Raw genomic sequence first — 23,566 nt, forward strand, 5'->3', positions numbered from 1 at the left:
TTTGAATGATTAAAACTTCACTGTAAGGTTCACACCCAAACTCCTCGTTCTTGGAACCCCGAATGCTTCCAGACCCTGCGCATTTCCATTCGTATAGCTCGATTCCGGATCGAAATAATTGTTGCGCTTGTCTTTGTAAAGCAACAGCAGGTTACGGCCCACAAGCGAAACGGATGCAGCTTGCAGTTTCAGGAAAGAAAGCTTGCTTACATTCAAATTGTAGCTCAGGATCACCTGGCGCAGCTTGATGAAGTCATTGTTGAATGTGAAAATGCCCGTGTAGTTTTTGTCATTGTCATAGTATGTATCCACGTCCTTTTTCTCCCACAATTTGGTGAATGGCGCTCCTTCCGGCGTTACACCTGTTACGGTTACACCCGTTTCGCGGCCTGGAAGTGTTTCTTTTGGCAAACCAAAACGATAGGCATACTGGTACATGTTGGAGTAAACCACGCTTCCGAATTTACCGTCTACCAGAATGTTCAGCGAGAAATTCTTGTATTTGAAATTATTGGTGATACCCATCGTCAAAGGCGGGATACCATTGCCCAGTTTTTCGAGATCGCCTCTCACTGCATAACCGCTGGCGGTGTTGTAAACAATGTTTCCATTGCCATCCGTCTTTTTGTTATAACCCCAAACTTCCCCATACGTGCCGCCTTTGTAGTTGTTGATCAAACCACCGCCTACACCGGCACCAATGCTAAGGCTTGGCAGGTTATCCGCCAGTTTCACGATCCTGCTTTGATTGTAAGCCATGTTGTAGCTGATATCCCATGTAAAATTATTCTTGCGAAGCGGTGTTGCTGTAAGCAAAAGTTCGATCCCTTTGTTGCTCAGCTCGCCCACGTTCAAAAGCGCCTGGGTATATCCCGAAGATGCTGCAATGTTGCTTTGCACGATGTCATTGGTTGTCTTACGATTGTAAAAAGTAAGGTCAAGGCCAAACCTGTTGTTCAGGAAACGCGCTTCCAAACCGGCTTCATAAGTCGTGGAAGTAAGCGGGCGCAAATCCGGGTTAGGAACCAACGCCGAAGCCAGCTGCTGTACGGGACGACCATTGTGGCCACCTTGCGCCATTTGGTAACTTTGGTAAATGCGGTAAGGATCCACATTCACAGCACCCACTTGCGCCCACGAAGCGCGCACTTTCGCAAAGCTGATCGCGGAGGGCATGTCAATGGCCTCGGAAAGAATCACTGTTCCACCGATTGCCGGATAGAAAATGCTGTTGTTGGATTTGTTCAAAACCGAAAACCAGTCCTGACGGCCCGACATGGTCAGGTAAGCCAATCCTTTATAACCCAAATCCACCGATGCAAACACGGAGTTGATGCCGCTTTTCCGGTAATTGGGTGTGGTAGTGGTCGTTGCCAGGTTCGTAAAGCTGTAAAAACCGGGAATCGTGAATTCTGCGCCTCTGTAAGCCATTTCATCGTAAATGTTCCTTTGCGTGTTACCACCCAGCAATGCTGAAAAACTCACATTTTCGAATTCCTTATTGTAGTTCAATGTCAGCATGCCGTTGGTCTCGGACGACGTTGTTCTGTTGGACTCATATTTTCCCAGAGGCTCGTAGGCATTGTTGGTAGGCACTACAAATTCATATTTGAAATTGTAGTAATCCTGGCTTACGCTTCCTTTGATGAACAGGTTGTCAAGGATATCATACCGGATGTTCGCCTGACCCAGGAAACGGTTTTTCTTGTCATCGTTTATGAATTTATTGATAACAAAATAAGGGTTTGGCGCTGCCGGAACCGGGTTCCATTCTACTTCTCTGCCTGTAACCGCATCATAACCTGGCGAAAGGCTTCTGATATCAACCGTGTTGGCGATCAAATGCGTGGCCCAGTGCGGGTTATAGTCGGCATAACCTACTTTCGGACGGTTATGGCCGTCTTCAATGTTGTACTGGACAACGGTTTCAATGCTCAGTTTTTTACCCAAAAAAGCATTCACATTCAGGTTGGCAATCCTTCTTGTAAAGTCCGAATTAGGGACGATGGCGTTGGATTTTGTATTATTTAAACCAAAACGAAAGTTGACTGTTTCGTTACCGCCCGTGAATGCAATGGAATTAATATAGTTCGTTCCGGTCCTGTAAAAGTTTTTAAGATTGTCTTTCTGAGGAGAATAGGGGCGCATCTGGCCATCAAACTGGATCACATCGGTGCCATCCATTCGTGCACCGTAAGACAAGCGGCCAGAGCTTTTTGCCTGCGTTTGCGTTGTTGGTTTCACACCGTCCACACCCTGGCCGTATTCATATTGCCAGTCCGGAATGATCGAAAGATTTTCCGTGGTAAAGTTGCTGTTAAACTCCACGCCGATACCTTTTTGCGCGCGTCCTTTTTTAGTAGTGATCAGAATAACACCATTACCAGCACGTGCACCGTACAAAGCCGCTGCCGGGCCACCTTTCAAAACGCTGATCGACTCAATGTCGTCCGGGTTAATCCCGCCGATCCCGTCACCGCGGTCCGTATTATTACCATTTCCGTCCGATGCATTGCCACCGCCCGGAACGCTGTTGTCCATCGGCATACCATTGATCACATACAAAGGCTGGTTGTTTCCGCTCAGTGAACCATTACCCCGAATGATAATCCGGCTCGATCCGCCTGGTCCTGTGGACATCCCCGTAGCATTCACACCCGCGATTTTACCCGTTAAGGCATTCGCTACGTTGTTTTCACGGGCCTGTGTAAATTCAGAACCTTTAACCTCGGTTACCGCATAGGCCAGCGCTTTTTTCTCTTTTGAAATACCCAAAGCGGTTACTACGACTTCATTTAATGCTTTGGATTCCGGTTCCAGTTTTACATTGATTGTCGCCTGTGTTCCTACCGCCACTTCCTGGGAAGTATAACCTACAAAGCTGAAAATCAGGATAGCTGATCCAATTTCTGCATCAGGAATGTCCATCGTGTATTTCCCGGTTGCGTCCGAAGACGTTCCGCGCTGCGTTCCTTTCACGAGCACGCTCACACCGGGAAGTCCGGTGCCGGTTTCATCCGTTATCACACCCGTAACATTGCGTTTCGGGGCATCCTTGGATGTCGAGCCGGATTCTGCCGCTGCTGTTTCGCGTTTCAGAATGATGCGGTCCTGCACCACTTCGTAAGTCACTTTATGCGGAGCGAGGATTTTACCTAACACTTCCGAAAGCGCTTCTTCCTGGAATTTGAATGTATATTTTTGATTGTTGAAAATCTGGGGGTTATACATGAATTTAACCTTTGTCACATTCTCAATTCTTTCCAACGCCTTATCGATTTCGGCATTGGCTAAACGCAACGTCACTTTTTGTTCTAAAACCCGCTGACCGCGCACGTCATTGGCATGCACGAATGTGCTGAGGGCGATAGCGAATATGGCTTGATACAGCGTAATACGCATGATTTTCTGTAAAGCATGGTGAAATTGTACTGTTTTTGACATAATTTTGATTTTGTCGGGTTAAAATTCGGCATAATTGATTCCCACGGCCGCTGCGAGGCGATGACCGTAAGAAGATTCAAACAGGGGATTAACAGAGCCGGTGGTGTTGCAGCATCATCGGCTTATTTTTTAGGCAACGGATAATAGATTCTAGTCATAGGCATTATTGAATTTTACGGGGTTGGTGAGAATGTTAATAGCAACCTTTGCTTGTAATGATAATGCTGGCATCCAGCTGTTCATATTGCGCACCGATCGTTTTGCAGATCAGGTTTATTTTTTCAAAAAGCGGCTCGTCAGACAGCGAGGCCGTCAGGAAGCAGTCTTTCATTACATCCGTGTCATGAATGATCTTCACGCCATACGATTTTTCCAATGTCGCAAAAACTTCGGTAATAGGCGTGCCTTTGAACTCGAACGACTGGCTTTGTATAGGCAGTTCAAGCAGTCTCGGATCCGGCACAAGGCTGCGGGTAAGGCGTAACTCCTTGGCGGTGAACACGATCTGTTGATTCGGTGTCAGCACCATTCCGCCTAGCTTATCGTCGGCCTGCTGGGTCGCAATGGCTTCTTTTGTCATCGGGAAAACTGAAACTTTACCCGTTTTCACCACCACTTTCACTTCTTTGTCCCCCTCAAAGGCGCTTACTTTGAAGCTCGTTCCCAAGACTTTGGTTGCCAGCGTATGTGCGTATACATAGAAAGGTTTGTCGGGGTTTTTAGCCACTTCAAAAAACGCTTCTCCGCTCAGGAAAACTTCTCTTTTATTTCCCTCAAACTGCGAAGGGTAGGTGATCCGGCTGTTAGGCTGCAACAGGACCGAGCTTCCGTCAGCCAGAATGATCAGTTGTGCTTTGTCGGTCGCGTTTTCTTTTTTCACCAAAGGCTCCTTAATTTGGCTCAAAATCACCTTATACTGATCCGATTGCTGCTGGGAAGGTGTTTGTTTGTTAAACCACCAGCCTGCGAACATCAGCAGCAGAACAGACGCGGCCATATTGTACCAGTTTGGCGTGAAACGGCGCCATATGCCTGATTTCTTCGCCTTATTTTCACCAATCGAATGCGACAGCCGGTAAATTTCAGTGGCAATTTCATCCTCGGAAATCTGGTCGAATGCAGCCTCTGTATTGATCAGGAAATATCTTGCTTTGGCGACGAGATCGCTTTTGTCGGGGTTAAGTTCAAGCCATTCAGCCCAGAAAGTCTTTTCCTCGGGGTCGTTGAGCAATGTCCAGCGTCGGAATGATGGATCTGCTGCTAGCTCCTCCGGAAGAAAATTGCGGTAATTATGCATATCGGGCAAATAATAGTATGGCTAATTTATCTAAGGATGCATTTTCATGCGGCCAATACTCTTTTTTTAGAAATTATTTTTTGATGGGAGAGGATGTGCTGTTTAGAGCAAAAATGGCAGGATAGAATCAGCGGAGAAATACTTATCTAGTTCGCGGCGAAAATCAGCAGCATTAAGCTTGTTACTGCGCGGATTTGGGTTTTTAGGGAGGTTATTGCTTTGAAGAGGAGATTGGCAACGGATTGGCGGTTGACCTGCATGAGATCGGCGATCTGCTCATTATCCATTCCTTCGAAATATTTGAGGAAAACAGCCTCTTTTTGGCGGCGCGGAAGTTCATTCATAGCCGACCGAACCTTGATCTGATTTTCAGAATAGATCTCACTTTGTTCGATCTCCGTCTCCACAGTCTGGTAATCCGAAATCTGCCCGACCTCGTCAATGTCCAGAACCGAGTTGGCTGGATTGTTCCTGCGAAATTCTTGCAGCAGCTGATTGCGCAACGCTTTCAGGAAATAAATGGAGACGTATTGGATTTGAATGGTCTGGCGCTTTTCCCAGATGTGGATCAGCAATTCCTGGATAGAATCCTTGATAAATTCCCTGTCAGAAGTAAAGCTAGTCGCGTAATTGAAGAGCGTACGATACTGCTTATCTGCAAGTTGACAAAACGCTAGACTGTCCCCGGCCTGGGATTGTTGCCAGAGATTCAGAAGAACCACATTCTCCTCAGCGATGCGTTGTCGTTTGTTCAAATCTTATTGGGGTCAGATAAACAAAGTAACTGCTTAATCACTGAATTTTAAAATATAAGTAGGACTTTATTTTTTATTTTAAAATTACATTCGGCATAATTGGATTATGCCAGAATTTAAGTTTGTGATTTGAAGTTTGTAAGTGGCGTCGTGGTAGCCCTTCGACCGCCCGGCGGCCCGGTCCGCTCAGGGTGACAGGGCTCTTGTGCTGGTAATTTATCGGTTGATCTGTTTGATGGTCGAACACTTACTGTTCGACCATCAAATTTAATAGCAAGTGTCGGCAATCGCCCTGTCACCCTGAGCGGAGCCGAAGGGCAAGCACGACGCTGCACCTCGCGCACAAACGCCCTGTCACCCTGAGCGGACCGGGCCGCCGGGCGGTCGAAGGGCTAGCGCCCCCGACTATATATAAGCAATACAATCAATCTCAACCAACGAATCCCCCGGAACACCGCCATATACTGCCACTGTTGTGCGGCATGGGGGTTTTGAGCCGAAGCGGCCTTTGTAGGCCTCGTTCATGGCTTTGTAATCGTTCAGGTCGTGGAGGAAGACGCTGCATTTCAGTACTTTTTCCATCGAGGAACCGGCTTTGATGAGTTCTTTTTCGAGCTCGTCCAGTACGTGCTTGGTGTGGGCGGTGATGTCGCCTTCGAAGTGGGCGCCTTTTCCGGCGATGAACACCATATTGTTGAACTTGGTATGACCTGAAAACAAGGGTACATCCTGATACATAACGACATCGCCGACTTCCTTTTCGGGCGCTGCCACGGCTGCCGGTGCTTCTGCGATTGCTTTGGAAGCGACGCCGATACCAGCTACTCCGGCAACAGAAGCGAATAATTTTTTGAGAATGGATCTTCTTTCGGACATGATTGTATAATTAAGGTTATTAAAACGGATATACTTACGATCTTTTTTTCTTGTTTCTCTTCGCCATTTTCTCGTTGGCGGGCATGGTGACTTTCCAGATGCTTCCACCCGACTTGTTACCGCCCTGCTTGCCGCCGTATTCGATAATGTATAAAGTATTTCCAACCAGCAAAGCATCGGTAGGCGATGTAAAGCCGTCGATCATGCGTGTTGTTTTTACTTTATAATTGTCTGAGGCTTTGTCATAGGCCATTTCCAGGTGCAGCAGGTCTCGTCCCTGCTTTCTTAACGGACTCGGATTGGCCACGCCGTTCCTTGGTCCGCCGGTATAACGGATCACGAAACCGTCACCCGTCAGGTCTTTGCCCAGCGCATTTTTAGTATCAAAAAACAAACCCAATGGAGATGAATGTGCATTGAATGTGCTTACGCCTACACCTGTGGAATCCCCGTCCACAACCAGGCCTGATTTACGATCGCGGTATTCGTTAGCGTCGGGGCCCATATTCCGCACGCCGGGACTGAATTTTACGCCTTCCGGTCGTTTTGGGAAATTAGGGTCATTGTGAAAATACTTCATGAGCCAGGCAAAAGCAAATTTGCTCAGGAAGGGATCCGTGTCGGGATTAGGCTGGTAATCTGGAAATTGCTGGGGGTTATCGATGCCGCCCATCACCCACGGAAAGCCGTAATGATGGCCCTGCCGAACCCAGAACATATCTTCTGCGTGATCGTAATCGCCTGAATTAGAAACTGCAAACAAATTGCCTTTCGGATCAAATGCCATATCATATGCATTGCGGATGCCTTCTGCGTAGAGATAGCCGTCGGCTTTTAATTTCTGCGTGTCGGTAGACAGCAGCAAATCTTTGGCATCAATCGGAAAGCGGAAGATGTTGGCTGTTAATGCATTGTCGCGGGCATTTGGATATTCGCCGCCGTTGTCCTGCACTTCGCCGTGATCGGTCCTGGCGCCGGTGTTTACGAAAATGTATTTGCCGTCCGGGCTGATTTCCAGTGCATTCCAGCCGTGGTCGAAGGTGGTTTTGTTGGCACCATATTCCACGGTGTTGAAAACAACGGTCATTTCGGGTTTGGCATCGCTATTGGCCAGCTCGTAGCGCACCATCCGGCCTTTATTTCCTTTGTTATTATTCACATTAATGTTCCCGGCGAGAAACAATGTGTTGCCTTTAAAAGCAGCGCCTTGCAAACGTGTGATCCCGTGATCCTCAGCGCTGAGGATTTTCTTGCTTTCGGGCTGATTGTTTGTGGTAACGATTTTAAAAACATCCCCGAAAAACGTCGTATAATAAATGTCGCCTGTTACGGGATGCTGGATAATTCGCACCGCTTCCGGCTCGATCTTCATGTAATGCTCAATAGTAATGTCTTCCCGGAGCGATTTGGGCGTGTTCGTAACTGTTTCTTTGGGTTGCGCCCAGGCATTGAAAGCGACTGCCACAACGAGCAGGGCAGTGATTTTTGGTTTGATAAAGCGGCTAATAGTCAACATATGGGGATGAAAGTTCAGGATTTACTCGGTTTTGCCTAAATGACGGATGTAAGCGACAAGCTGCCACTTTTGCTCGTCGGTAAACACATCTTTGAACGGCGGCATGTTGCCACGGCCCGTTGCGATTTTCCAGAAAACGGAGCCGTCGCTTTGGGCTTTTACCAATGTGTCGTGAAAATTAGCGGGTTTTTGTCCCAATGCACCACCAGCTGCGCCATCGCCATAACCGGCGTCACCGTGGCAGGTTGCGCAGTATAAGGTAAAAAGTTCTTCTCCTTGTGCCAATGTCAGCGGTTCTTCGTGATACGGGCTTTTGAGTGTGTCGGCCCATGCGGGTGCTTTCCAGGGATCCTGGCCCGCGTGCGGATTGGAAGTCCCGGAGGAAAACCCGGCCAGAACAATTCCTGTAAAAAGTATAATGCTTGCGGCTAAAATCTTATTTTTGATCATTAAATTATAAGAGAAACGTGGTTTATAGTTTTTGTCTTTCTCCCTCCAACCCCTAAAAGGAACACTCAATTGCCGGAGAGTAATATCCACTTAAACGAGGTTGGAAGGAGAAAAACGTTATTTCGGGCTGTCCAGGGACGATCTTGTTTTGGCAACGTCGTCCGCGGTTACGGCACTGGCGCTGTTTCCAAAATTGCTCCTGATGTGCGTAAGCACCTCGGCGATCTCTTCGTCCTTTAAAAAGCTGTGTTGAGGCATCACATTGTTGTACGATTGCCCTTTTACTTCGATTGGCCCTTCCAGCCCTTTCAGCAATACTTTTATAAGGCGATCTTTATCTCCGGTTACCCATTCGGCGCCGCCGAGCGGTGGAAAACGTTGGGAATCGCCCATGCCGTTTCGCTGGTGGCAGGCCGAGCAATATACACTGTACACCGCGCTCCCGGCAACCGGCTTGTCTTTATCCAGATTGTCGTTGATCTGGTCAGGCGTACGAATGTTGGACATCGATTTTCTCTTCTCCATTTTCACAAGGGCAGATTTAGCAAATTTTTGCTTGTTACCCTTGTAAGTGACCTTCCAGATCTTCCCTTTTTCTGTTTCAGCAATGTATAGTGCGCCATCCGGCCCCATGGCAAGTCCCATCGGACGATAAACCGCATCGCTGACATTCACAATCGGATCTACACCCGCAAAGCCATCTGCAAAAACCTCATAATCACCCGAAGGCTGACCAGCCTTAAACGGAACGAAGCCAATAAAATAGCTCGACTGAGGATAGGGAGCGCGGTTTGTGGAACCATGGAAAGCAATGAATGAGCCATTTTTGTAACGGTCGGGGAAGTGATTTCCCTGGTAAAACAAAATGTCATTAGGCGCCCAGTGCCCCGGAAAGCCGATCAATGGTTTTTCGTAATCGCCGCAACGGCCCACTTCATTTCCATCGCCGCCATATTCGGGATTAAGGACCTTTTTGCCCTGCATCTGATCATAATAGCAATAAGGCCAGCCGGCGTCTGTGCCTTCTTTGATCCTCAAAAACTCTTCGGAAGGCAGCATTGCGCTTTGCCAGGGAGAAAAGAGCTGTGGGAACAAGCGCAGCAGATCGTCGCGGCCGTGTTGCAATGCATATAGATTATTATCTGCAAAATTCCAGTCCAGCGCCACAACGCTGCGTAATCCCGTAGCGAATTTTACGCCGTCTTTTTGTAGCTGACCTCTTTTATTGGCATCAAAACGCCAGATCCCTCCATGGTCTTCGAGGATAGGGCAGGGGTCCATTCCGCTGGATGAAGGGATGCGGTTATAGCCCTGACAAGAATTGGAATTGGCCCCAAAAGGCACATACATAAATCCTTTATCATCAAAAGTGACGGGTTTCGCAATGTGCTCGTGCATGCCATGCGCGTGATCATCGGTCAGGATCACTTCCTCTTCGCTGGAAGGGACCAGTTCGCCGGGCTTTAATTTGTATCGGTAAACAATGAGTTCAGAGCTGAAATAAAGATAGCCTTTGTAGATGCGCATCGCGGTTCCATAAACCCCTTCACCACCCCGTCCGCCAAAACGCTTGATGATGTCCGCACGTCCGTCGCCATTGGTGTCGCGCAGGGCAATCACCGATTCCCCTTTGTCTGCAAAACGCGCTTTTACATATATATCACCATTATCATTAACCGCAATGTGCCGGGCGCGGCCGGGCAGGCTGTCTACCACGACAGTTGCTTCAAAACCATCCGGCAAAAATAAACCGCCGTTTTTCGTATTAACAGGCAAATCCTGCTGGTCGCCGCGCTGGGTAAAGCCCAATGCAAAGAGCAGCAGAAAGGAAGCTGAAAGTTTGAACGAGTGATAGCGCATTGTACGTCAGGAGGAGTTTGGGATTGCGGTCAGTTCGTGAGATAAATGGGCTTGGCAATGCCATTCAGGTCGTAGACGATTTTGCCGCCCATAATGGTCATTTCACATTCCAGTTTTTCCTTGCCTTCCATTTTAAAACCTGTTTTATCATAAAAACCAAAATTGCCTTTGCGCATCGAGAAGATCGCTACGTCGGCAATGGCGTTTTCGGAAATATGGCCGAGGTTTTCTCTATGGATCACTTGTGCAGGCTCCCAGGTGCTGGCTTTGATCACCATTGGCAGATCCATGCCCATCACATAAAACTTGGACATTATGCTCAGCATATCCTTCATGGAGCCGTTCATGCTGCCTGTATGCAAGTCGGTGCTGATGGTGTTAGGATAAAAGCCCTGCTTAATAGCGGGAATGGCTTGTGAATAATTGAAGCTCGCGCCGCCGTAACCGACGTCGAAAATAATGCCGCGCTTGCGCGCTTCCAGGACAAATGGCCGCACTTTCTGTGCTTTTTCGTCCACGATTGTTTCTCTCACATTGCCTTCCAGCAAAGTGTATGCGTGTGTAAAAATGTCTCCCGGACGAAGGTGTTTAAGAAACAGATCTTCCAACGGCAATGGTGGTGTGCTCCCGCCAAAATCGATCATAACCGGCATATTAGCCAGTTTTCCTGCTTTAACAGCATTATCGACAGGTTTCCAGTCATTGCCCATGAAGTGCGCTACTTTGAAACCGACCACATCATTCCGGTTCTTAATGGCGACTCCGGCTGCGAGATCCGGGTTCATGTCGCTCGTATCCTGCTCCCAGTTTCCGCCGCGCATGCCCTCGCCCACAATGTTAAGGAAAGAGAGCACCCGCGTTTTGGAATTGAAAATCACATTTTTCTTAAACTCTGAGAAGGAATCCCAGCCCGCGCCGCCTGCGTCCACGATGGTGGTTACGCCTACGCGAAAGGTGAAACCATCCGGTGGTAACGCAACCAAACCATTACTTAAATAATGGTTTGGCTCTGTTCCGAAAAACACATGCCCGTGAATATCAATGAGTCCGGGCGTGACATACATGCCTTTGGCATCCACAACCTGGCGGGCTTCCTTCGGATCAATGTCCTTGGCAACCTTCCTGATCTTTCCCTCAAATATCCCCACGTCCATGATCTGGTTGAGGTTATTTTTGGGGTCGATGACCGTTCCGCCTTTGATCAGTATGCTGTAAGTCTGCGCATGAACGGCGAGACTCACACTGCATATCAGCAGGATAAGCAGGGATTTGTATTTCATTTTTTAAAGGGGCTTAGGAATAGGTATTCTTGGTCTTGCAAAATTTTAAACAACCGCTTTCGATAATTCTTCTTTCAGGCGGGTTGCTACTATTTTTTCTTCACCGGGTTTCAGGCACCAGGTTGTGATGGTCAATGTGTTGTTTTCGCCGGGCATGATCTCGATGGAAGGCTCGCCTTTGCGCAGATTTTCCTGCAAGAGTTTCACAGGAAGGCTCACTTTGGCAGCATCCCAGGAAATCCTGAGGGTAGGCGTGTGGTTGCCTAGTTCCGGCGCAAATGTTTCCACATTGACTCCTGCGACGCTTTTGGCAGCATTACCAATGGTTGCCGCACGGTCTTCCCACATTTTCCACTCTTTTTTGTGATCCATTTTCACAAATTTTTCCAATGCCACGTACATTCCCAGGATCTCTTCCTTATTTACTTTCATACCGCGTCCGATCGTCGATCCGCGTGGCGGCATGCTTAGTCTTGCGGCGTCGATCAGGTGTTTTTTACCCATTAATATACCCGCGCTTTGAGGTCCGCGCATGGCTTTTCCACCCGAAACGCACACCAGGTCGAAGCCCATATCATTGAACCGCCAAAGGTTTTCAACCGGCGGAACGTCCGCAGCCATATCAATCATGGTCGGAATGCCGTTTTTCTTTGCAATTTCTACCCATTGCTCATGCTTGATCTGCCCTTTGTCCGACTGGATATGCAGAAACCAAAGCAATGCAGTTTTTTCATTAATCGCCTTTTGCAGGTCTTCAAGCGTTTCTACCTCAACGATTTTGCAGCCTGTATTGGTCAAAGCGTGGGAATAGCCGATGCTGTGTCCCTTTTGAATGATCACCTCGGATTTCATACCGGTTCCTTCCAGGTGCGGCAATGCTTCCACTCTCTTCTGATCCATTCCCGTAAGCACGCCGGCAAGTCCTAATGTTAATGCAGAGAAGCAGCCAGCCGTTACCACCGCCGATTCTGCGTGGGTTAACGCGGCTATTTTTTCACCGACCTTGGTTTGCACCTCGTCCAACATCATGAAATTTTGGGCAGCGCCCTGGATCGTCTCTACCACTTCGTCCTGCATCAGTGAGCCGGTCATAGCCGTGTAGGTACCCGCAGCGTTAATAAAAGTTCTTATTCCCAGCTCCTTGGCGAGGTTCCTGGCTGGCAATTTAGCGGCGAACGTTGCAGCTTCCGCACTGCCGTTTCCCAAAATTCCGCCTAGTAAGGGCACAGCGGATAAATGTTTGATTAAATCTCTACGGTTTATCATGATATTGGAAAGGACTTGAAAAGTGATAAGGGCGTTAAAAATCCACATTCAAAGGATCAACATACCAAGGATGCAGGAAATGCATGCTGATACTCTTTTTTGTAAGATTATTTTTTTTGATTATCTAAATCTAGAAAATAAACTTTGGTCAATGTAAATTTTAGCGCCTTATTATTCCGCTGGGATACTTCAATTGATAAAAAGCTGCTTCACACATACGGGCGTCGGAATGCTGATCTCCTTGCTGGTGTAAGTTAGCTGGCCGGTTTGCGCATTTCTTTTGAAAAACACCACATTATCATTATCCCGGTTGGTAACCATTACGAGTTCACCCTTTGCATCCACCAGAAAGTTGCGTGGGTGTTTTCCATGCGTTTCGGCATGCCCGGCGGTGGTTAACTTGCCCGTTTTGGCATCTACGGCATAAATTGCAAGGCTTTCATGTCCGCGATTGGAGGCATACAAGAACTTACCATCCGGTGAAAAATGAATGTCAGCAGCGAAACTTTTCCCCGTGAAATCGGCCGGAAGCATTGTAACACGCTCCATAGGAACAAGTGCGCCGGAGTTTTTCACGATTTTGAAAGAATTTACAGCAGAACCCAGCTCACAAGCCGAGTAACCAAAATTTCCACTCGGGTGAATGGCGAAATGGCGCGGCCCGTCTCCCGCTTTCACTTCGGCATAAGGAACGGCTCCGGGCGTTAATTTGCCTGTTTTCGGATCAACGCTGTAAACCATGATCTTATCAATGCCCAGGTCGGAAGCGTAAATGTATTTGCCGTCTGCCGAGGGGATTACGGAATGCATATGCGGCTTTTGCGACGCCGCACCTTTATCCTGAATGCTGTCGGCCACCGCCCCGATTGTGCCATCGCTGTTGATCAGATACACGCCCAACTGGCCGCTTCCATAATTGGAAATGTACAGAAAGCGACCTTTCGGGTCTACGCTGACGTGGCAAGGCCCTTTGCCCAGCGATGGTTTGGAATTCAATGTTGTCAGCTTTCCCTCGGCATCAATGGCATAGGAAGAGACTGTGCTGTTGCCCTCATTGGCGGAATACAGGAATTTTTTGTTAGGATGAAATTCAAGGAACGACGGGCTATTTTTGTTGACCATAACCTGTAATTCTTTGAAAGACAGATTGCTTCTGTCGAATTCATATACATAAATGCCCTCGCCCTTTTGAGTATATGTGCCTATGTAAAGGATTTCTTTTCCAGATTTTTGTGCAAATGTCATGACCGCGGAGATTAGGCAAATGAATGTAAGCAATGTATTGCGCATGGTTCAGGAATTAAATGTATGGATCAGATTTTAGCGTGGTAACAACCGTTTTATTCAAAAATCAATGTTCCGAATTTGTTGAATTCGTGGAAGCTTCCGCCTGTTTTTTGCCAGGAATAGTAAGCTGTTTCGGAATCGTAATCAATGCGATAGAAGTTGCCGCGCCATTTGGTGCCGGACTTCGGAGCACCGGTTACCATTGGGCTCATTAATGTATAGGGGATGAAAAATTCGGCTTTCCAGCCTTCCACTGCGGCCATGCTCTTTTTTTGACCTCCCTGTGCGCTGGTAGCGTGTTGCACGCGGTTGCGATCTGTGTAATGCCAGGCTTTCCAGCCTTCCGTCCGGCCTTTGATGTTGGCGATGATGATCGGGAGCTCGTAGTCGAGGGGCGAAAGTTCGTATTCAAGATAAATGGGCAATGATGTGTCGGGCCAGAGAAAAACTTCCACAACATCTTCTTTAAAAAGCAAACCAAAATCCTCCATAATGGTCGCAGTCAGTTTAATGTCCGTGCAGTCGAAGAGGAAATACAATCCTTTTTCGGAGTAGAGGATTTTTACTTTGGTGGGAAATTGTTTTCCCGGCGCGGCTTGGTTGGGGCCTGTCTGGACTGTAATATCAAACGCTTTGGCGGTGGACCAATTGGCAGCACTGCCTTGTCCGTCTATTTTGAAGTCGGTGGTTTTTTTGATTACCAGGGATGAATCGGGGATTGCGGCGTGCGTGTAGGTGCCCGTAGCAGCAGCACTTATTAAAATTGCCGCCCACAGCGAAAAGAGGACGCATTTTTTAAACATTATGTTATGGTTTAGGATTGGAATAGGGCTGCGGGGAGCAGGTTTCGGCAATTTCCTCAGGTTTTTACATATTACCAAATGATTATTCATGCACAATCTTGGGTAAGTGCCCGATTTTCACATTTGTGGCACGCTTTGGAATGATTATTTAACGAGCTGGGATAAAACATCAACTGAAAACCATTTAACTTTTAAAATTATGATACGCGAACGAGGAGAACCAGCAATAGCTGATACCAGCAAACCAATTCTTGAAGCACCGGTAGTTCCGGATTTCCCAACCAACACGCAGCAAACCCGCTCGGTAGCCGATGATCCGGACCTGGTAGGCGGTAATGATGACGATGATCTGGATGGGGACGACGATGCAGATGACGTGCTTCCACAAGATGTCCTGGATGATGACGACGACAGCCTGCTCGATGATGAGGAGCCTGTGATCATCGACGGCGATGAGATTATCGACAGTGAAGATGACGACGAGGACGACGATATTTTATAGTCTTTCAATACAGTCAAAACAATTGGCCCCTGGATTCATCCAGGGGCTTTTTTATTGGTATAATGAGTAATGATATCCTTCCCGCCGCTTTTCCAGCTAATTCAGGAAGATTGTTCTTATCCTCACCATTTACCTAACCCATGCAGTCCACAGACAAAAATGTTACCCAAAGCATTACCCAGGTAATCGCTGCTTCTTCTCTTGGTACTTTAATTGAATGGTATGATTTCTACATTTTCGGCAGTCTGGCTGTTATTATTGGTCAACAACTTTTCCCCAGCGACGCCGGGGCTTCTGCTTTAATCAACACCCTTGCGATCTTCGCTGCGGGTTTCATTGTGCGGCCATTCGGAGCATTGGTTTTCGGGCGGCTGGGCGACCTGATCGGCAGAAAATATACATTTTTACTAACCCTCGTTTTAATGGGCGGTTCTACATTCCTAATCGGATTAATTCCTTCCTATTCAAGCATTGGTTATGCGGCTCCGATTTTGGTTTTGATTCTGCGATTGGTGCAGGGCCTTGCGCTTGGAGGAGAGTACGGCGGTGCGGCTACGTATGTAGCGGAACACGCGCCGGTGGGTAAAAGAGGTTTTTTTACAAGCTGGATCCAGACGACGGCAACATTGGGATTGTTCCTTTCACTGGGCGTTATTGTACTCACCAAGAATATGTTAGGTGCCGAAGCCTTTGCCGACTGGGGCTGGCGTATTCCATTCCTGGTGTCGATATTGCTCGTTGGCGTTTCGATCTATATCCGGATGAAAATGCATGAATCCCCTGTTTTTACCAAACTCAAAGCTGAGGGCAAAGTTTCTACCAATCCGTTGAAAGAAAGTTTTCAGAAAAAGGCGAATTTCAAAATGGTGCTGCTGGCATTATTTGGTGCCACGATGGGGCAGGGGGTGGTTTGGTATACGGGACAGTTTTATGCGCAATCGTTTTTGGAAAATACTTGTAAGCTGGATTTCAATGAATCGCGTTATGTGCTGCTTTGGGCCATTTTATTTGCGACGCCGTTCTTTGTGGTGTTTGGCTCATGGAGCGATAAAGTGGGACGGAAATGGATTATGCTGACGGGCATGTTGCTAGGCGTGATATGCTATCGTCCTATCTATCAGTATTTTATTGATGCTACCAATGTGAAGGAGTTTGCAAAAACGGAGCTAAAAAGCACGTCGGATCCCGTTGTTGAACGCACTTTGGTGAAAGACACAAAGGATTCCCTGATCACAACCACGACATTAAAAACGCTGAACAACGGGATGACTTTCAAGGAAGCAAAAATTGTGACCATTCCCGATGCAGTGACGACATTTCCTGAGGAGCAAACGGTGATCAAAGACGTGACGCTTTCTGGTTCGTCGTACATTATCATTATCGCATTGGTTTTCTTCCAGGTTTTGCTGGTAACGATGGTTTACGGACCTATTGCGGCATTTCTGGTGGAATTGTTCCCTACCAAGATCCGCTACACATCCATGTCACTTCCTTACCACATTGGAAATGGCGTTTTTGGTGGCTTGGTGCCGTTTATTGCCACATTAGTCGCTTCATTCAGCGGGTCTACACCATTGTCGGGACTCTGGTATCCCATCGGGATTGCGGCGCTTTCATTTGTGATCGGAGCGGTTTACATTGACAATAAGGGCGATGAAAACGTCGCGGATTAAGATTTCGATTTTGGAAAAAACATTTAAAATGAACTCAATATGAATGCTTTGAAGAAATTTCTGGGAATCATCTGGATGCTGCTGGGGCCGATTATCATTATTTTCCTTTTTATGCAAGCCAGCGAGAAAATCGGGCTGGCGGCTGAGGGAATTGCGCGAACAAACACCACATTACAATGGTCGATCATTATCCTGATCTTCATCCCCATTTGCGCCGGACTGGTGATTTTCGGCTATTATGGCTGGAAGGGGGAGTATGAAAAGTTGCCCGGAAGTTCGGCGGAAATATAAGTGCGCAGGTTAAACAAACTTCTTCTTTTGTGGATTTGGTGCTTGTTGACATAGATTTGTCGGGATAGTTTCTATTTTTGACGATCTCATCATACAAGCCGATAACCATGAAAGAAGAAGTTTTTATTTTGTCCGCAGCCCGAACGCCTATCGGAAGTTTTGGAGGAAGTTTGTCGTCCGTTCACGCTGCAAAACTTGGTGCAACGGCTATTAATGGTGCTGTTGAAAAGGCGGGTGTTACGCCGGAACAAGTGCAGGAAGTGATCATGGGCAATGTAATTTCCGCCAATCTGGGCCAGGCGCCTGCGCGACAAGCGGCTCTATATGCGGGCTTGCCAAACAATGTAATTTGCACAACAGTCAATAAAGTGTGCGCTTCGGGGATGAAGGCCGTGGTTTTTGGTGCGCAATCGATCCGGCTTGGTGATGCAGATCTGATCGTGGCAGGCGGGATGGAAAGCATGTCGCAAGTGCCTTATTACCTTCCCAAAGCAAGAAATGGCATTGGCTACGGAAACGGCGAAATTATCGATGGTTTGCTGAAAGACGGTTTGGTGGACGTTTACGACCAGATCGGAATGGGCTTGTGCGGCGACAGGACGGCTGAAAAATACGATATTTCAAGAGAAGAGCAGGATGCATTTGCCATTCGCTCCTATACAAAAAGCGCGGAATCAACGGCTAACGGACTTTTCAATGCAGAAATTGTAGCTGTGGAAGTGCCTTCGCCGAAAGGCGGGGAGCCGACCATTGTGGCTGAGGATGAGGAATTTAAAAAAGTAAAATTTGAAAAAATCCCTTTTCTCAAACCAGCGTTTTCCAAGGATGGAACGGTTACCGCAGCGAATGCTTCCACAATCAACGACGGCGCATCGGCGCTTGTAATTGCAGGAAGTGATTTTGTGAAAAATAGCAGCGCCAAGCCAATAGCCAGGATCGTTGCCTATGCAGACGCTGAACAGGAACCCGCCTGGTTTACGACAACGCCCGTGCTGGCCACGCAGAAGGTTTTGAAAAAAGCAGGCATGTCACTTTCTCAGATAGATTATTTCGAAGTGAATGAAGCGTTTGCAGTTGTGGCGCTGGCTTACATTAAAATGCTTGAACTGGACATGGAGAAGGTAAATGTCTTTGGCGGCGCTGTCTCGCTGGGGCATCCGCTGGGATCTTCGGGTTCGCGCATTATCACCACATTACTTTCTGTTTTGAAACAAAATAACGGACGTTACGGCCTGGCAGCCATTTGCAACGGCGGTGGCGGCGCATCCGCAGTGATCATCGAAAGATTGTAAGGAAATTAGCGGATCAGGACTTTGAGGCGGTTGTAGAATCCTGTGCTTTTGAATGTGAATGTTTTGTGCAAAATATAATTACTCACAAAACTGAAACCCATTCCGGTTACATAGGAGCCCATTTCGGTGATGTTAACCTGCTTTTTTCCGAAAGGAAGTTTCACAATGTAAATGTCCATGCCCAAAACTTCGGTCGCAAGCTTGAATGATCCCAATGTGAAAATTTTGGTCACGCCCAGCGAAATTAAAGCAACGATTAAAAATTTCACCATTTCACGGCGCGTCTGATTGCTGCGGCGTGCGTCGAATGCAAATAATTTGGTAAGGATAAAACCTACAACAAATCCGACTAAATAAGACAGGGTAATGGACTCGCTCCATGTTACATCGAACCAATCCTGGATTAAACTGCTTGAAACAAGTTGTATAACTGCCCCGGTGCCCGCAACAAGAAAATACGCTATTAAATCTTTGGCATTGAGAATTTTATCCTGCTTTACTGGGGCCACTTGAAAGTTAGTTAATGGACTGCCGGGAACAACTGTGGCCCAATATTAGAAAGAAAATGATCCTGAAACAAAAGCAGAATCGTAATTTGAGCATCAGCAATCGGACGATCAGCCCGAGGTTATGGCACTATTTTTGCCCTCTTTACAATTTTGAATAGTGATTATGAAAAAATTCCTTACGCTCGTTTCTCTCTTTTTTATTGCAGTTCCTGCCTTTGCCCAAACACAAAAATGGGCCGTTGGATTTGAAGTCGGTGAGCCTATTGCGGTCAGCATTCGAAAATATGGTGAACGTAATGCGCTGGACATCAGCATTGGAACGTACATTGGATTATTTAAAAGCAAGGATAATTACAAAGTCAGCAATGATGACCTCGGCGGTGTAGGAGTTATGTTCAACGGGACTTATCTTTGGTATGCGCCACTTTTCAACGAACGGATGATTGCGTATGCGGGTCCGGGTGTGCAGGTGAATTCGAGAAGATATTACCCAGACCGGAATGTAAAATCCGTTTATACCACCAACATTTCAACAGGGCCATCGGCAACAGCCGGACTTGAATTCTTTTTCTCGCAAAAACCCGCTTCATTCTTCATTGAAGGCGGCGGCTATCTAGAATTGATACCCAAATTGTTTTACTTCAATCCCAATCTGAGCATTGGATTAAGACATAACTTTTAACAACAAAAACCGTGAAAAACATTTATCTGATCTGCTTTATGGCCGCTTTGACGGTGATAGGCTCATCGTGTTCCCAGCAATTACAAAGACGCTACGATCAGCGTCACGGCACTACGACCGGCAGCACTGATGCCTCTGCTCGTTCCTATGACAGCGATTACCGCTCCAACAACGGGACTTACAAAAGAGATTACGATCGCGTGCTGAACGATTCGCAACGCAGCGAGTCGCAGAATAACGGTTCGCCGGGTAGTGCAGATTATAACCAACAACTGATTTCCCAATATCAGGAAATGGACAAGCTCGGTGAGGTTGTTTTGTATGAACTGGACAACCTGGAAAGCCGCTATAATGTGCTGATCAATGAATACAAGACTGCAAAATCTTCTCAGAAAGGCGTTCTGGCGGATCAGCTAGATAAAGTCAGCGCAGACCAACTGGTTCTTTACCGGGCATATACGAACATTTATCGCAACGGGAAAACCAATTGGGTGGCTGTGAAACGGGATGTGGAGAACGATCTGAGATCGGTAAGGCGCGTTGCAGACCGTTGATTACCAGCCTGCGCCCTTGGTGTTGGTTTTGACCCTGCATATATAGCCATCCACGGTCATATATAATGTAGCGCCATCATTTCCCCAGGCACAATTGGATGTCAGTTCACCCATTTCGATCCTGCCGATCAGTTTTCCGGCAGGTGTGATAATGAGCATTCCGCCGGGACCGGATGACCATAGGTTTCCGTCTTTGTCTATTTTCAATCCGTCGGGTAAGCCTGGTTTTCCGGCTTTTACCATGGGTGTGGCGTCGTAAATCAGCTTCCCTTTTCCGGTTACATTGCCGCTATCATCCACATTGTAGGCCATGATTACGGCCTTTTCAGGATCGGACTGGGCGATGTAAAGGATCTTTCTGTCGGGAGAAAAAGCCAGTCCGTTCGGCCTGGTGAGATCAGGGATTTGGAGGCTTACTTTCCCGTCATTGGCGATGCGGTAAACGCCGAATTGCTTTGTTTCCCTGCTTGGATCTTCATGTTTTTTTGCCAATCCATAAGGCGGATCAGTGAAATAATAACTGCCGTTTGCGTGCTCTGTAACATCATTCGGGCTATTGAATCTGTTGCCATCAAAATGATCCGCAAGCGTAACTTTTCCACCGATTTTTAATGATAATGCTGAAATGCGCCGGTCGCCGTGCTCGCAGGAAACAAGTCGTCCTTTGCTGTCGATAATTAGACCATTGCTGCCAGGTTCATCGCTGTAAACGCCGCGGCCTGTATAACCCGATGGTTCCAGAAATACCGATAATCCGCCTTTTTCATCCCATTTATAGACTTTGTTTTTTGGCACATCAGAAAATAATAAAAAGCTGCTATCCTTCACCCAAACCGGCCCCTCAGACCATTCAAAACCCGAGGCCAGCACTTCAATTTTCGCATCTTTTGCTAGCAATTTCTCAAACGCCGGATCTTCGTAAATGATCTTTCCCATTGTAGGATAAGATTTTTGGGCAAAACCAATGTGCGAAAGCAATAAGAAAGAATACAGGAATGGTGCGCAAAGCTTCATAATTCCGAAGTTTATTGAGATGAATATGGAAAAGAAGCCGATGCACTGCAACCTACTGTCCTGGTTTCAGGAATGAGAGGCGAGAATGAGGCTGCAATGTGGCGCGAGCTGCATGTTCTGCAATGTGCCGGAATGCTGCGGATCTGTGGAAAAAAGGATGTGTGTAAAGTTTGACTTGTCTTCCGGCATCAGAATGGGCTTATCGTAACTGCTAAGGTTATGGATGATAACCAGCGACTTATCCACGTGCGGACGGAAGTAGGAGAGCATCTGATCGTCTTGCAGGCATACGCGATGCAGGTTAGGCGCAAAAATCTGGCTCAGCGCAGGTTCCGTTTTCCGCAGGTTGATTAATGTTTTGTAATGATTAAAAACGGAATCCGGATCATGCGTTTGGACAGACAGCGGCACAACGGTTTCTGGTTTTGAAAACTGCGCATCGATCCAACTTGTGGTCCCGGCGTCTTCCAACTCGTTGGACCAGATAAACGGCTCCCTGATATAAGGATCGGGCTTGGTTCCGAGCATGCCGATTTCTTCGCCATAATAAATGTACGGCTGCCCGGGCAATGTCAGCAGAATGCTGGCGGCCATTTTGATCTTCTCTTTGTGGTTGCCTGTCACGCTCGCAATGCGGTCCTGGTCATGGTTTGTGAGCATAATTGCATCCACGAAAAGCGGGTTATATTTCTCAAAAACTGCATAACTCGACTGCAACTTTTCAACAATGTCCTCGTCTTTTTCGCCAATGAGCATACGCTGCAAGGCAAAGCTGAGATCGAAATGAAAGGTCGCGTCCAGATATCGGAAATACGGAGCAACTTCCTCCGTCTCTGCCCACACTTCACCCACCGTAAATGCACCGGGTTTAATTTCCTGGACCAGTTTTGAAAAATATTGCCAGAACTCGACACTTAAATGCTTTTCCCATTCCGGGTAAACGTGCCGGGCCGCATCCAGGCGAAAACCATCTACACCAACGTCAACCAGCCAGAAACGTATGATTTTTTCCAGTTCTCCGCGCAATGCTTCGGAATGGTAATTGAGGTCGGGCATGCCTTTGTAAAACAGCCCGTAATATTTTTCCGGATCTTCCGGGTTAACGTGCCATGGATATACCACCTGCGAATCATCGGAAGTTTCCCTTTCTGAAATTCCCAGGGCTTCGATTTGTGTGGGCGTCATCCACCAGTAAAATTCGCGATAAGCATTAGCGGTGTTTTTCCGGGCTTCCGAAAACCAGGGATGGAGCGTGCTGGTATGGTTAATGATCAGGTCCAGGTAAATTTCAATGCCCCGCTCGTGTGCGCTGGAAAGAAGTTTTTTAAAATCGTCCATTGTTCCGAATTCAGGTTCAATGGCATAATAATCAACCACATCGTATTTATGATAGCTCGGGGACGGATGGATCGGCGTGAGCCAGATCGCCTCTATGCCCAGGTCGGCGAGATAATCCAGTTTTGAAATAATGCCATTTAAATCGCCAATCCCATCGCCATTGGAATCACAAAATGAGCGGACAAAAATCTCGTAGCAAACCCTCGGAATAAATCTTGACTTATCTGCAATCATAAATGTCGCCTGAAACCGGCCGGCTTAGCTGATGAAATAAGGTTTCAGCAATTTATAAACAATATGCACCGGTAAACCCATTATCGTGTAAAATGATCCTTCAATTTTTTCAACCCCAACCATCCCGATCCATTCCTGAATGCCATAGGAACCGGCTTTGTCAAATGGTTTGTATTGGTCGATGTAATATTTCATTTCCCAATCTTCTAATGCGCTTAATGTTACTTCCGCGATGTCTGAGACAGTCTGAATGCTGTTATCAGAAAGCAAACTCACCGATGTAATCACCGTATGCGTCCTGCCAGACAGCATTCGCAGCATTTGAAATGCGTCCTGAAAATCCCTTGGCTTTCCGAGTATTTCATGATTTGCAACCACGATTGTATCCGCAGTGAGAACAATATCGTCCGGGCGGATGCCGCGAAACATTTCTGCTTTTTCCCGGGAAATGTAATCTGCAACCTGCTCGGCTGGTAATGTTTCCGGAAACGTCTCGTCGGTTGGCAAAACTTCAATTTTAAAATCAAACCCGGCGTCCGCAAGCAGCTGTTTTCGGCGTGGTGAATTGGAAGCGAGTATGAGGGGTTTTTTTAATAAAATCATGTAAGACTAAAATATTTTTCGCGGCGGTGAACCATTCGTT

At 47.2% G+C, this 23,566-nt stretch carries 21 protein-coding genes; 6 read left to right on the forward strand and 15 right to left on the reverse strand.

Going from position 1 to position 23,566, the window contains the following annotated elements:
- Positions 1 to 9: 9 nt before the first annotated feature.
- From L0659_RS07035 to L0659_RS07085, 11 genes are all read right to left on the reverse strand, one after another.
- Positions 10 to 3,444 (reverse strand): SusC/RagA family TonB-linked outer membrane protein, encoded by a 3,435-nt coding sequence (locus L0659_RS07035; protein WP_235125039.1) that lies wholly within the window; start codon positions 3,442 to 3,444, stop codon positions 10 to 12.
- Between the two features lie 193 nt (positions 3,445 to 3,637).
- The gene (locus L0659_RS07040; RefSeq protein WP_235125040.1) at positions 3,638 to 4,741 is read right to left on the reverse strand and encodes a FecR family protein; all 1,104 of its coding nucleotides are present in this window, start codon (positions 4,739 to 4,741) and stop codon (positions 3,638 to 3,640) included.
- A 146-nt stretch (positions 4,742 to 4,887) separates the two neighbouring features.
- Complete coding sequence (locus tag L0659_RS07045; RefSeq protein WP_235125041.1) at positions 4,888 to 5,496, reverse strand: RNA polymerase sigma factor; 609 nt, start codon at positions 5,494 to 5,496, stop codon at positions 4,888 to 4,890.
- 405 nt (positions 5,497 to 5,901) lie between these two features.
- The gene (locus L0659_RS07050; protein WP_235125261.1) at positions 5,902 to 6,375 is read right to left on the reverse strand and encodes a RidA family protein; all 474 of its coding nucleotides are present in this window, start codon (positions 6,373 to 6,375) and stop codon (positions 5,902 to 5,904) included.
- Positions 6,376 to 6,406: 31 nt separating this feature from the next.
- A complete protein-coding gene (locus L0659_RS07055) occupies positions 6,407 to 7,888 on the reverse strand; it encodes a sorbosone dehydrogenase family protein (protein WP_235125042.1) in 1,482 nt (493 codons plus the stop codon).
- Between the two features lie 21 nt (positions 7,889 to 7,909).
- Positions 7,910 to 8,428: a cytochrome c gene (locus L0659_RS07060; protein ID WP_235125043.1), complete on the reverse strand. Its 519-nt coding sequence runs from the start codon at positions 8,426 to 8,428 to the stop codon at positions 7,910 to 7,912.
- A gap of 27 nt (positions 8,429 to 8,455) precedes the next feature.
- A complete protein-coding gene (locus L0659_RS07065) occupies positions 8,456 to 10,198 on the reverse strand; it encodes a c-type cytochrome (RefSeq protein WP_235125044.1) in 1,743 nt (580 codons plus the stop codon).
- A 29-nt stretch (positions 10,199 to 10,227) separates the two neighbouring features.
- Complete coding sequence (locus tag L0659_RS07070; protein WP_235125045.1) at positions 10,228 to 11,478, reverse strand: amidohydrolase/deacetylase family metallohydrolase; 1,251 nt, start codon at positions 11,476 to 11,478, stop codon at positions 10,228 to 10,230.
- Between the two features lie 45 nt (positions 11,479 to 11,523).
- Positions 11,524 to 12,744 carry an aminotransferase class V-fold PLP-dependent enzyme gene (locus tag L0659_RS07075; protein WP_235125046.1) on the reverse strand — a complete coding sequence of 407 codons (1,221 nt, stop codon included), beginning with the start codon at positions 12,742 to 12,744 and terminating at the stop codon, positions 11,524 to 11,526.
- A 189-nt stretch (positions 12,745 to 12,933) separates the two neighbouring features.
- The gene (locus tag L0659_RS07080) at positions 12,934 to 13,989 is read right to left on the reverse strand and encodes a lactonase family protein (RefSeq protein WP_235125048.1); all 1,056 of its coding nucleotides are present in this window, start codon (positions 13,987 to 13,989) and stop codon (positions 12,934 to 12,936) included.
- A gap of 95 nt (positions 13,990 to 14,084) precedes the next feature.
- Positions 14,085 to 14,834 (reverse strand): carbohydrate-binding family 9-like protein, encoded by a 750-nt coding sequence (locus tag L0659_RS07085; protein ID WP_235125049.1) that lies wholly within the window; start codon positions 14,832 to 14,834, stop codon positions 14,085 to 14,087.
- Between the two features lie 199 nt (positions 14,835 to 15,033).
- On the opposite strand from L0659_RS07085, the gene L0659_RS07090 reads away from it, so the two are divergent.
- The 4 genes from L0659_RS07090 (at position 15,034) to L0659_RS07105 (ending at position 18,592) form a co-directional block, all read left to right on the forward strand.
- Positions 15,034 to 15,336 carry a hypothetical protein gene (locus L0659_RS07090; protein ID WP_235125050.1) on the forward strand — a complete coding sequence of 101 codons (303 nt, stop codon included), beginning with the start codon at positions 15,034 to 15,036 and terminating at the stop codon, positions 15,334 to 15,336.
- A gap of 140 nt (positions 15,337 to 15,476) precedes the next feature.
- Complete coding sequence (locus L0659_RS07095) at positions 15,477 to 17,009, forward strand: MFS transporter (protein ID WP_235125051.1); 1,533 nt, start codon at positions 15,477 to 15,479, stop codon at positions 17,007 to 17,009.
- A gap of 39 nt (positions 17,010 to 17,048) precedes the next feature.
- Positions 17,049 to 17,300 (forward strand): DUF6814 family protein, encoded by a 252-nt coding sequence (locus tag L0659_RS07100; RefSeq protein ID WP_235125052.1) that lies wholly within the window; start codon positions 17,049 to 17,051, stop codon positions 17,298 to 17,300.
- A gap of 107 nt (positions 17,301 to 17,407) precedes the next feature.
- Positions 17,408 to 18,592, forward strand: coding sequence for an acetyl-CoA C-acyltransferase (locus L0659_RS07105; protein WP_235125053.1), 1,185 nt, complete (start codon positions 17,408 to 17,410; stop codon positions 18,590 to 18,592).
- Between the two features lie 5 nt (positions 18,593 to 18,597).
- On the opposite strand, the gene L0659_RS07110 is transcribed toward L0659_RS07105, so the two are convergent.
- Complete coding sequence (locus L0659_RS07110) at positions 18,598 to 19,101, reverse strand: GtrA family protein (RefSeq protein WP_235125054.1); 504 nt, start codon at positions 19,099 to 19,101, stop codon at positions 18,598 to 18,600.
- Positions 19,102 to 19,264: 163 nt separating this feature from the next.
- On the opposite strand from L0659_RS07110, the gene L0659_RS07115 reads away from it, so the two are divergent.
- The gene (locus L0659_RS07115; protein ID WP_235125056.1) at positions 19,265 to 19,783 is read left to right on the forward strand and encodes a hypothetical protein; all 519 of its coding nucleotides are present in this window, start codon (positions 19,265 to 19,267) and stop codon (positions 19,781 to 19,783) included.
- 11 nt (positions 19,784 to 19,794) lie between these two features.
- A complete protein-coding gene (locus tag L0659_RS07120) occupies positions 19,795 to 20,337 on the forward strand; it encodes a hypothetical protein (RefSeq protein ID WP_235125057.1) in 543 nt (180 codons plus the stop codon).
- Here the strand turns inward: L0659_RS07120 and L0659_RS07125 are convergent, their stop codons facing one another.
- From L0659_RS07125 to L0659_RS07135, 3 genes are all read right to left on the reverse strand, one after another.
- Positions 20,338 to 21,351, reverse strand: coding sequence for an SMP-30/gluconolactonase/LRE family protein (locus L0659_RS07125; protein WP_235125058.1), 1,014 nt, complete (start codon positions 21,349 to 21,351; stop codon positions 20,338 to 20,340). It lies immediately after the preceding gene.
- A 66-nt stretch (positions 21,352 to 21,417) separates the two neighbouring features.
- Positions 21,418 to 22,923: an alpha-amylase family glycosyl hydrolase gene (locus L0659_RS07130; RefSeq protein ID WP_235125059.1), complete on the reverse strand. Its 1,506-nt coding sequence runs from the start codon at positions 22,921 to 22,923 to the stop codon at positions 21,418 to 21,420.
- 24 nt (positions 22,924 to 22,947) lie between these two features.
- Positions 22,948 to 23,526 (reverse strand): Maf family nucleotide pyrophosphatase, encoded by a 579-nt coding sequence (locus L0659_RS07135; protein ID WP_235125060.1) that lies wholly within the window; start codon positions 23,524 to 23,526, stop codon positions 22,948 to 22,950.
- Between the last annotated feature and the right edge of the window lie 40 nt (positions 23,527 to 23,566).

The organism is Dyadobacter sp. CY347, assembly GCF_021502655.1.
In the GTDB taxonomy this organism is placed as follows: Bacteria; Bacteroidota; Bacteroidia; order Cytophagales; family Spirosomataceae; genus Dyadobacter.

Coding starts and splice junctions, on each gene's coding strand:
- L0659_RS07035 (WP_235125039.1), bottom strand. CDS start 3,444: ATGTCAAAAACAGTACAATTTCACCATGCTTTACAGAAAATCATGCGT.
- L0659_RS07040 (WP_235125040.1), bottom strand. CDS start 4,741: ATGCATAATTACCGCAATTTTCTTCCGGAGGAGCTAGCAGCAGATCCA.
- L0659_RS07055 (WP_235125042.1), bottom strand. CDS start 7,888: ATGTTGACTATTAGCCGCTTTATCAAACCAAAAATCACTGCCCTGCTC.
- L0659_RS07065 (WP_235125044.1), bottom strand. CDS start 10,198: ATGCGCTATCACTCGTTCAAACTTTCAGCTTCCTTTCTGCTGCTCTTT.
- L0659_RS07070 (WP_235125045.1), bottom strand. CDS start 11,478: ATGAAATACAAATCCCTGCTTATCCTGCTGATATGCAGTGTGAGTCTC.
- L0659_RS07075 (WP_235125046.1), bottom strand. CDS start 12,744: ATGATAAACCGTAGAGATTTAATCAAACATTTATCCGCTGTGCCCTTA.
- L0659_RS07080 (WP_235125048.1), bottom strand. CDS start 13,989: ATGACATTTGCACAAAAATCTGGAAAAGAAATCCTTTACATAGGCACA.
- L0659_RS07085 (WP_235125049.1), bottom strand. CDS start 14,834: ATGTTTAAAAAATGCGTCCTCTTTTCGCTGTGGGCGGCAATTTTAATA.
- L0659_RS07090 (WP_235125050.1), top strand. CDS start 15,034: ATGATACGCGAACGAGGAGAACCAGCAATAGCTGATACCAGCAAACCA.
- L0659_RS07095 (WP_235125051.1), top strand. CDS start 15,477: ATGCAGTCCACAGACAAAAATGTTACCCAAAGCATTACCCAGGTAATC.
- L0659_RS07100 (WP_235125052.1), top strand. CDS start 17,049: ATGAATGCTTTGAAGAAATTTCTGGGAATCATCTGGATGCTGCTGGGG.
- L0659_RS07105 (WP_235125053.1), top strand. CDS start 17,408: ATGAAAGAAGAAGTTTTTATTTTGTCCGCAGCCCGAACGCCTATCGGA.
- L0659_RS07115 (WP_235125056.1), top strand. CDS start 19,265: ATGAAAAAATTCCTTACGCTCGTTTCTCTCTTTTTTATTGCAGTTCCT.
- L0659_RS07125 (WP_235125058.1), bottom strand. CDS start 21,351: ATGAAGCTTTGCGCACCATTCCTGTATTCTTTCTTATTGCTTTCGCAC.
- L0659_RS07130 (WP_235125059.1), bottom strand. CDS start 22,923: ATGATTGCAGATAAGTCAAGATTTATTCCGAGGGTTTGCTACGAGATT.
- L0659_RS07135 (WP_235125060.1), bottom strand. CDS start 23,526: ATGATTTTATTAAAAAAACCCCTCATACTCGCTTCCAATTCACCACGC.